The sequence below is a fragment of the Natronolimnohabitans innermongolicus JCM 12255 genome (assembly GCF_000337215.1).
GTDB classification, from domain to species: domain Archaea; phylum Halobacteriota; class Halobacteria; order Halobacteriales; family Natrialbaceae; genus Natronolimnohabitans; species Natronolimnohabitans innermongolicus.
Genome location: NZ_AOHZ01000053.1, coordinates 1 through 8098 on the forward strand (window position 1 = coordinate 1; position 8098 = coordinate 8098).

General features: G+C 66.4%; 8 protein-coding genes. 4 read left to right on the forward strand and 4 right to left on the reverse strand.

Going from position 1 to position 8098, the window contains the following annotated elements; genetic code table 11:
* Positions 1-309, forward strand: a 309-nt coding sequence (locus C493_RS11850; RefSeq protein WP_007259679.1) for an A24 family peptidase C-terminal domain-containing protein, incomplete at its 5' end; no start/stop codon positions are given.
* An 80-nt stretch (positions 310-389) separates the two neighbouring features.
* Here the strand turns inward: C493_RS11850 and C493_RS11855 are convergent.
* The 4 genes from C493_RS11855 to C493_RS11870 form a co-directional block, all read right to left on the reverse strand.
* Entirely contained in the window at positions 390-581 is a 192-nt protein-coding gene (locus C493_RS11855) for a hypothetical protein (RefSeq protein WP_007259680.1), read from the reverse strand.
* A gap of 45 nt (positions 582-626) precedes the next feature.
* The gene (locus C493_RS11860; protein ID WP_007259681.1) at positions 627-857 is read right to left on the reverse strand and encodes a hypothetical protein; all 231 of its coding nucleotides are present in this window, start codon (positions 855-857) and stop codon (positions 627-629) included.
* 75 nt (positions 858-932) lie between these two features.
* The gene (locus C493_RS11865; protein ID WP_007259682.1) at positions 933-1388 is read right to left on the reverse strand and encodes an HIT family protein; all 456 of its coding nucleotides are present in this window, start codon (positions 1386-1388) and stop codon (positions 933-935) included.
* Between the two features lie 354 nt (positions 1389-1742).
* The gene (locus tag C493_RS11870) at positions 1743-2432 is read right to left on the reverse strand and encodes a uracil-DNA glycosylase (RefSeq protein WP_007259683.1); all 690 of its coding nucleotides are present in this window, start codon (positions 2430-2432) and stop codon (positions 1743-1745) included.
* Between the two features lie 81 nt (positions 2433-2513).
* Here C493_RS11870 and C493_RS11875 point away from each other — a divergent pair, with 81 nt between their 5' ends.
* The 3 genes from C493_RS11875 to C493_RS11885 form a co-directional block, all read left to right on the forward strand.
* Positions 2514-2759, forward strand: a complete 246-nt coding sequence (locus C493_RS11875; protein WP_007259684.1) for a hypothetical protein — start codon at positions 2514-2516, stop codon at positions 2757-2759.
* Positions 2760-2919: 160 nt separating this feature from the next.
* Entirely contained in the window at positions 2920-6192 is a 3273-nt protein-coding gene (gene ileS / locus C493_RS11880) for an isoleucine--tRNA ligase (protein WP_007259685.1), read from the forward strand.
* Positions 6193-6275: 83 nt separating this feature from the next.
* The coding region (locus tag C493_RS11885; protein ID WP_007259686.1) for a M61 metallopeptidase family protein at positions 6276-8098 on the forward strand (1823 nt) is incomplete at its 3' end.

The window sequence follows — 8098 nt, forward strand, 5'->3', positions numbered from 1 at the left end:
GTCCGAAGCGACGGCGGGGCGACGGCGGCGGCCGACGCCCGGAACGCCGACATCGCCGCCACCGACGACTCGAGTCGCGACGCCGACGGCCGCGAGTACGACGACCCCTGGGGCGCAGACGCCTTCCTCGAGGACATCGACGGCACGGCCTACGGAACTCGAGCCGGAGAGCTCCGGGAGGGACTCGACGTGCTCGCGTCGAAGGAGACCGTCTGGATCTCGCCGGGAACGCCGTTTCTCGTTCCGGTCTTTCTCGGGCTTCTCGTCGCGCTGCTGTACGGCGATCTGCTGGTCGGGACGATCGTCTAGGTACTCGGTTCGATTTGATTCGATGTTTGGCGTGCTCTCGCGGACGGACGAACGGCCACCCGCCCGAACGGAGACGCGACTCACGGACCGTCGGTTCGCCGTCGCTCGAGGGTGAGGACGATCGCAGCGATCACGAGTCCGATCCCCAGTAGCAAGTGGAACCAGCCGTCCGGAAGCCGGTCAGAGACGCCGAAAGCGACGTCCGAAAGGAGCACGAGGCCGACGACAGCGAACAGCGCCGGCTCGAGGTCGGTCGGCAGGAAGCTTCGCATTATATCCGACAAAGGGAGACAAGATAATAAACCGACTCCCTCTGGTCACGCGTAGACGAGTCGCTCGTAAATCGGGACGAGCGCTGTCCAGAACACCACGAAGACGGCACCGACACCGATCAGGGCGAGCCACGGACCGCCGCGTCCCGTCGGGGCGCCACTCGAGAGCAAGAGGAGCGTCCCGAGAAACAGACCGATGCAGACGACCACGCTGGCGAGTTCGAGGAGCGTGGCGACCGGGTGGGCCCGAAACTGGGCGGCGATATCGGCGAGCATACGCGAGGCTCACGCGGGAGTGTAAAAAGCCTCACGGCACCGTCCCGGATCGACGGCGCCGTCGGCACCCTCGAGTTAGACTCGAGACTCGATTCCGTCGGCGATGTCGTCGAGTTCGGTTTCCGAAAGATCGGTCGCGATGTCCTCGAGCGACTCGGAGTCGATCGAGCCGGTTTCGGCGAACATGCCGTGAATCGGGCCGGCGCGGTCGTCGTCGAACCGCGGGACGATGTGGCAGTGGACGTGGGGGACCTCCTGACCGGCTTCCGCGCCGTTGTTGAACGCGACCGTCGAGGCGTCGGCGTCGACTGCGTCTTCGACCGCGGGGACCAGCTGGTGGATCGCCGCGTAGAGGTCGGGCGCGACATCGTCGGGAACGTCGTTCAGCCGTTCGTACTCGTCTTTTGGAATCACTAGCGTGTGACCCGGTGCCAGCGGATTGGCGTCCAGGAAGGCGATCGTCGTCTCGTCTTCGTACACGACTCGAGCGGGAATCTCCCCCTCGACGATCTGGCTGAAGATCGTACTCATACGGGTGAGTGTGTTGGCCCGCTGTAAGTAACTTACTCGCCTCCCGGCGTTCCGGACCCGCCACTGCGGGTGACGCTCAGCCTGAACGCACAGTGTGAACTGGGATAAAGTCGGGATAATTCACCTTACGTGTCGGAAATCGTGATGGACGGTCGCCTCGATTCAAGAGTCATCCCTCCCTCGACTCGAGTGCCCAGCGTGGGCCTGTCGAATCGCACCAGTACAACGACAACCGCGTCACGCACCACCTACCCACCTGTACCGGACCACCGTCACGCACCCTGACCACCGGTTTGGGTTTTCTCGCGGTCGACGACCGGCAGCCGACGTCCCTCCGTGACTGTGGGGCCGTCGTTACTGCGGGTCGTCAACCGATTTTCGACACAGTTCGTCGAGCGACTCGCCGATCGCAGATAGGTACGCCGCCGGCTCGTAGCCGAGGCGCCCGACCCAGACGTCCTGATACGAGGGATGAAGGATCGGGAGCAACGTCGTCTCGAGGCGGTCGCAGGCGATCGGTTCGAGGACGGTATCGACAAAGCCCTCGAGCGTGCGGTCTTCGGCTTCGAGAACGCTCGTCGTCGCGTGTTTCCCCGTCGCGAGCACGACGTCCGGATCGACGGTTTCGATTTCGGCCAGCAGGTGGCCGCGACAGTTCGTCCGCTCGTCGGGCGTGGGTTCGCGGTTGGTCGTCGGCTCCGCGGGGTCGGCGGGAAAACACTTCACCGCGTTCGTGTAGTAGGCGTCCTCGCCGTAGCCGACCCGCTCGAGCAGTCGTCGAATTCGGCGACCCGAGTGTCGGGAGGTGTAGGCCATGCCGGTCCAGTTACCGCCCTTCCAGCGCTCCGCTTCAGGAGTTCCGGCGCCGGGGGCTTCGCCGACGACCAGAACGCTCGCGTCCAGCGGGCCGGTCCCCCAGGAGATGCACTCCCGGTGGTCGGCCAGTGCGGGACAGCGCTCGCAGTCGGGCTCGATGACGTTTCGCGTCGTCGGATAGGCGGGATCCGCGGGCGGGTCGGAGTTGGAGGGGGACACGTATCGCACGAGGGATTCAGTCGAGTTAGGCAACTCGGATCGAGAGTGGGGCAGACAAGTTTACCTTCTCCCAGCACCTCCGCTCGAGTAATGGGATCGGGAACCCCCGAACTGCTCGTCGAACTGCTACCGTTGCTCCTCTATACGATCGCCGCGGCCGTCCTGACGGCCGCCGGTCTCATGGCCGAGTACACGAGTCTCCAGTACCTGGGCTCGGGCGACGTCGTCGTCGCGCTGTGGCTCGCCGTCCTCGGCGGCGTCATGCTCTACGCCGGCGTCTACGGCCTCGGATACAAGAAGGTCGCCGTGCGGGCGCTCGATATTGCCCACCGGTAGGACGCCTTTCGATCGACTCGCGATTCGGCTTTTTTCGATTTTCTCGGAGATGACGCCCGCGACTGGAGGGTTACGCCCGTCACCGGGTGCGAGGTGTCTCCGTCCGCGTGCAGCCTGCAATACCGATTCCCCTTTACTCTCGGAGTGAGATTGCCTCCACATGAGCAGATTCGGTGCAGTCGACGACCAGTACGACCCGCACGAACTCGAGCAGCGGGTCTTCGAGTACTGGGACGACGTCGACGCCTACGAGAAGACGGTCGAACACCGCAAAGACGGTGAATCCTACTTCTTCGTCGACGGGCCACCGTACACGTCGGGCTCGGCGCACATGGGGACGACCTGGAACAAGTCCCTCAAGGACGTCTACCTGCGTTTCCTGCGGATGCAGGGGTACGACGTCACCGACCGGCCGGGCTACGACATGCACGGCCTGCCGATCGAGACGAAAGTCGAGGAGCGCCTCGGCTTCGAGAACAAGAAGGACATCGAGGAGTTCGGCGAGGAGAACTTCATCCAGGAGTGTAAGGACTACGCCGACGAACAGCTCGAGGGTCTCCAGGAGGACTTCAAGTCCTTCGGCGTCTGGATGGACTGGGACGACCCCTACCGCACCGTCAGCCCCGAGTACATGGAGGCCGCCTGGTGGGGCTTTTCGAAGGCCGCCGACCGCGGGCTCGTCGAGAAGGGCCACCGGTCGATCTCGCAGTGTCCGCGCTGTGAGACCGCGATCGCGAACAACGAGGTCGAATACGAGGACGTCGAGGACCCCTCGGTCTACGTCAAATTCGACCTCGAGGACTGCGGGGACGACCAGGGGGAGTCCCCGAACGGTGCGAGCGGGGACGAAGGACCCGCGAGAAGCGACGGCAAGATCGTCATCTGGACGACCACGCCGTGGACCATCCCCGCGAACACGTTCGTCGCGGTCGACGAGGACGGCGACTACGTCGGCGTGCGCGCCGAGAAGGACGGCGAGGAAGAGCTCCTGTACGTCGCCGAGGCCAAACACGAGGAGGTCCTGAAGGAAGGACGGTACGAGGAGTACGAGGTCGTCGAGGAACTCGCCGGCGAGGAGCTGATCGGCTGGTCCTACGAGCACCCGCTGGCCGACGAAGTTCCGGACCACGTCGACGCCGAGGGGACCCTCGAGGTCTACGCCGCGGACTACGTCGACACGCACGGCGACGGCACCGGGCTCGTCCACTCCGCGCCGGGCCACGGTGAGGAGGACTTCGAGCGCGGGACCGAACTCGGCTTCCCGATCTTCTGTCCCGTCGGCGGCGACGGCGTCTACACCGCGGAGGCGGGCAAGTACGAGGGGCAGTTCGTCAAGGACGCCGACGAGGAGATCACGGCAGACCTCGAGGACAACGGCGCCCTGCTCGCCTCGGGGACCGTCCACCACAACTACGGTCACTGCTGGCGGTGTGACACGGGCATCCTCCAGATCGTCACCGACCAGTGGTTCATCACGATCACGGATGTCAAAGACGAGTTGCTCGAGAACATCGAGGACAGCGAGTGGTACCCCAGCTGGGCGCGGGACAACCGCTTCCGGGACTTCGTCGAGGAGGCCCCCGACTGGAACGTCTCCCGCCAGCGCTACTGGGGCATCCCGCTGCCGGTCTGGACGCCCGAAAACAGAGATGACGACGAAGACATGATCGTCGTCGGCACCCGCGAGGAACTCGCCGAGCGCGTCGACCAGGACGTCGACCCCGACGAGGTCGACCTCCACAAGGACACGGTAGACGACTTAACGATCACCGAGGACGGGACCACCTACACGCGCGTTCCGGACGTCTTCGACGTCTGGCTCGACTCCTCCGTGGCGTCGTGGGGCACCCTGAACTACCCCGACGACGACAGTCGCTTCGACGAGCTCTGGCCCGCGGACTTCATCCTCGAGGCCCACGACCAGACGCGGGGCTGGTTCTGGTCCCAGCTGGGGATGGGCACCGCCGCGATGGGCGAGATTCCCTACGACAAGGTCCTGATGCACGGACACGCGCTAGACGAGGACGGCCGCAAGATGTCCAAGTCCGTCGGCAACGTCGTCGAACCCGACGAGGCCATCGAGCGCCACGGCTCCGACGCGATGCGGATGTTCTTGCTCTCGGCGAATCCGCAGGGCGACGACATGCGCTTTTCGTGGGACGAGATGGGGACGATGGAAAACCACCTCCGGACGCTCTGGAACGTGTTCCGGTTCCCGCTGCCGTACATGCGTCTCGACGACTTCGATCCGCAGGAGACCTCCCTGGACGACGTCGACGAGGATCTCGAACTCGTCGACGAGTGGGTGTTGGCCCGCCTGCAGTCGACGAAAGCCGAGATGACCGAGCACTTCGAGGAATTCCGCCAGGACCGCGCCCTCGAGGCGCTGCTCGATTTCGTCGTCGAGGACGTCTCCCGGTTCTACGTCCAGGCCGTCCGCGAGCGTATGTGGGAGGAGGAGGACAGCGCCTCCAAGGAAGCGGCGTACGCGACGATCTACCGCGTGCTCCGCGAGACCGTCGCGCTGCTCGCGCCCTACGCGCCGTTCATCTCCGAGGAGATCTACGGCACGCTGACGGGCGACGCCGAACACCCGACCGTCCACATGTGCGACTGGCCCGACGTCGAGGCGTACTGGGACGACGAGGAACTCGAGGAAGACGTCGCCATCCTCCGCGCGATCGAGGAGGCCGGCGCGAACGCCCGCCAGCAGGCCGGTCGCAAACTGCGCTGGCCCGTTCCGCGGGTCGTCGTCGCCGCCGACGATCAGCGCGTCGTCGAGGCCATCGAGCGGCACACCCCGCTGCTCGAGGACCGCCTCAACGCCCGCGAGATCGAACTCGTCTCGCCCGAGGATCGCTGGGGCGAGCTGAACTACAGCGCCGAGGCCGACATGAGCAAACTCGGGCCCGCGTTCGGCGATCGCGCCGGACAGGTCATGAACGCGCTCAACGAGGCCCGCATCGACGAGCCCGCTCTCGAGGCGATCGAGGACGCAGTTTCGGACGTCCTCGAGTCCGACGAGGAGATCACCGAGGAGATGGTGAGCTTCGTCACCGAGACGCCCGAGGGCGTCGCCGGCACCGCGTTCGGCCTGAACGGCGACGACCGCGGCGTCGCTTATGTCGACGCCTCGCTGACCGACGACATCGAGAGCGAGGGCTACGCCCGCGAGGTCATCCGCCGCGTCCAGGAGATGCGCAAGGACCTCGACTTAGACGTCGAGGAACGGATCGCGCTGGATCTCGAGATCGACGACGACCGCGTGGCGACGCTCGTCGCCGAGCGCGAGGACCTGCTCCGCGAGGAGGTTCGCGCCGACGAGATCGGATCGCTCGAGGTCGACGACGGCGCCCGCAAGGAGTGGGAAGTCGAGGGCGTGACGATGGAGATCGCACTCGAGCCGCTGGCGGCCGCTGAGGCGTCTGACTGACGGCGGATTCGAGCTATCTATCTTGCGGCGGGACAGTCACGATGCCACAAAAGTAATGGTCGCTGCTCGATCAGCGATAGCCAGTGCACTCTCGAGTCGCCGTTCTCGCTGTCGTTTTGCTGTTGGTAGGGACGCTGCCGGCCGGTGTCGCCAGTGCGAGCGACGCGACGAATACGCCGCTGACCGATTTCGATACCGAGTCCGACCCTGCGGCCGGTGGTCTCGAGGCGACCGCGACGACTGACGAAACCGACGAGGCGGCCGCGCTGGACGACGCGGACGACATCCTCCATCGGACCGTTGAACTGCGCCAGCTGCCCGATCGGCCCGGCGAGTTCGAGGCCGAGGTGTCGGTCGCCGTCCCCGAGCCGCTGGGCAGTTTAGCGCTCGATCTCGAGACCGACGCGGACGTTCGCGAGGCTGACGGCTTCGAATCGACCGGCGACGGCCGCTACGACTGGGACGGCGAGACCGACGACCCGACGCTCCGCGTGGCGATTTCCGCCGACAGGACGGGCCACGACGACCACGGCCACGACGGCTGGGACGGCTACACGTTCCACGACGCCGGCGACTGGGGGATCGTTCAGGTCCCGACCGTCGGCGTCACCTACCAGAAACCCGAATCGGTCGATATCGGGGTCGACGAGACGGTCACGGTCGACGGTCCCGGCGCCACTGGCGGCCACATCGCCGTTTTCGGACCCGTAACCGAACACGAGCGGACCGTCGACGGTGACACGATCAGACTCGTCGTCCCCGAGGCGGCCGACCTCCGGGAAGAGCCCGACGACGTCCTCGAGACGCTCGCGGACGCCAGCGAACGACTCGCGGTCGGCGAGCGGGCCACCGAGACGTTCCTGGTCGCCGCGCCGAGCGGAGTCGACTGGGGGCCGCGGGGCATTCAGTACGGCGACGCCGACGCCTGGATCGTCGACGACGCCTCCCTCGAGGAGGCCTCGAACGTCTGGCTCCACGAGTACGCCCACACTCGCCAGCGCTTCACCGACGGCGACGTGGCCGCCGACGCCCGGTGGCTCGTCGAAGCCCAGGCCGAGTACTACGCCGGCCTGCTCGCCTTCGAACAGGGGCTGCTCTCCTTCGGCGAGTTTCGGGAGTTCCTCGAGCGCGGCGAGCGTTCGCCACACGCCGACGGCGCGCTCGCGGACCCCGCGACCTGGCGCGACGCGGACACCGACTACGTGAAGGGGCCGCTGGTGTACGGCGATCTCGACCGACAACTGCGGCTCGCGACCGACGGGGATCGGACGCTCGACGATATCTTTCGGCAGCTGAACGCCCACGATGGAACCGTTACCGCGGCCACGTTCCTCGAGGCCCTCGAAGACGCGGGCGGGGCGGAGCTACGAGAGCGCGCCGAACGGTACACGCAGACGGGCGCGACGCCCGAGACGTGGTCGCGACTCGAGCACGAGGACGCGTTCGGGACGGACGGGGCGACCGCGGCGGTTGGCCTTGATGACGACACCGTCACGGTCGCGGGCCAGGAGTGGGACGGCTGGGACCGGTCCGAACTGTCCGGTCCCGCAGCGGAGATCGGCACGGGCGACGTGCTGGCCGTGCCGTCCGGCGAACGCGTCGAGATTCCGACTGCGGTCGCGAACGTCGGCGACCACGCCGGAACCGTCGACGCGACGCTGCAGGTCGACGGCGAACTCGTCGACGTCGATCGACGCGTTCTCGAGGCCGACGAGCGGGTACCAACGACACTCGCCTGGAAGCCGACCGATCCCGGGATCTACGACGTTCGGGTCGGATCGGATCGGCTGACGGTCTACGTCCGCTCGTCGCCGAGCCTGACCGTTACCGACCTGCAAGCTGCGCCCGAACGCGTCGATCTCGGCGAATCGGTGACGGCGACCGCGACGGTGGCGACCGCCGACGA

Coding starts and splice junctions, on each gene's coding strand:
- C493_RS11875 (WP_007259684.1), top strand. CDS start 2,514: ATGGGATCGGGAACCCCCGAACTGCTCGTCGAACTGCTACCGTTGCTC.
- C493_RS11860 (WP_007259681.1), bottom strand. CDS start 857: ATGCTCGCCGATATCGCCGCCCAGTTTCGGGCCCACCCGGTCGCCACG.
- C493_RS11855 (WP_007259680.1), bottom strand. CDS start 581: ATGCGAAGCTTCCTGCCGACCGACCTCGAGCCGGCGCTGTTCGCTGTC.
- C493_RS11865 (WP_007259682.1), bottom strand. CDS start 1,388: ATGAGTACGATCTTCAGCCAGATCGTCGAGGGGGAGATTCCCGCTCGA.
- ileS (WP_007259685.1), top strand. CDS start 2,920: ATGAGCAGATTCGGTGCAGTCGACGACCAGTACGACCCGCACGAACTC.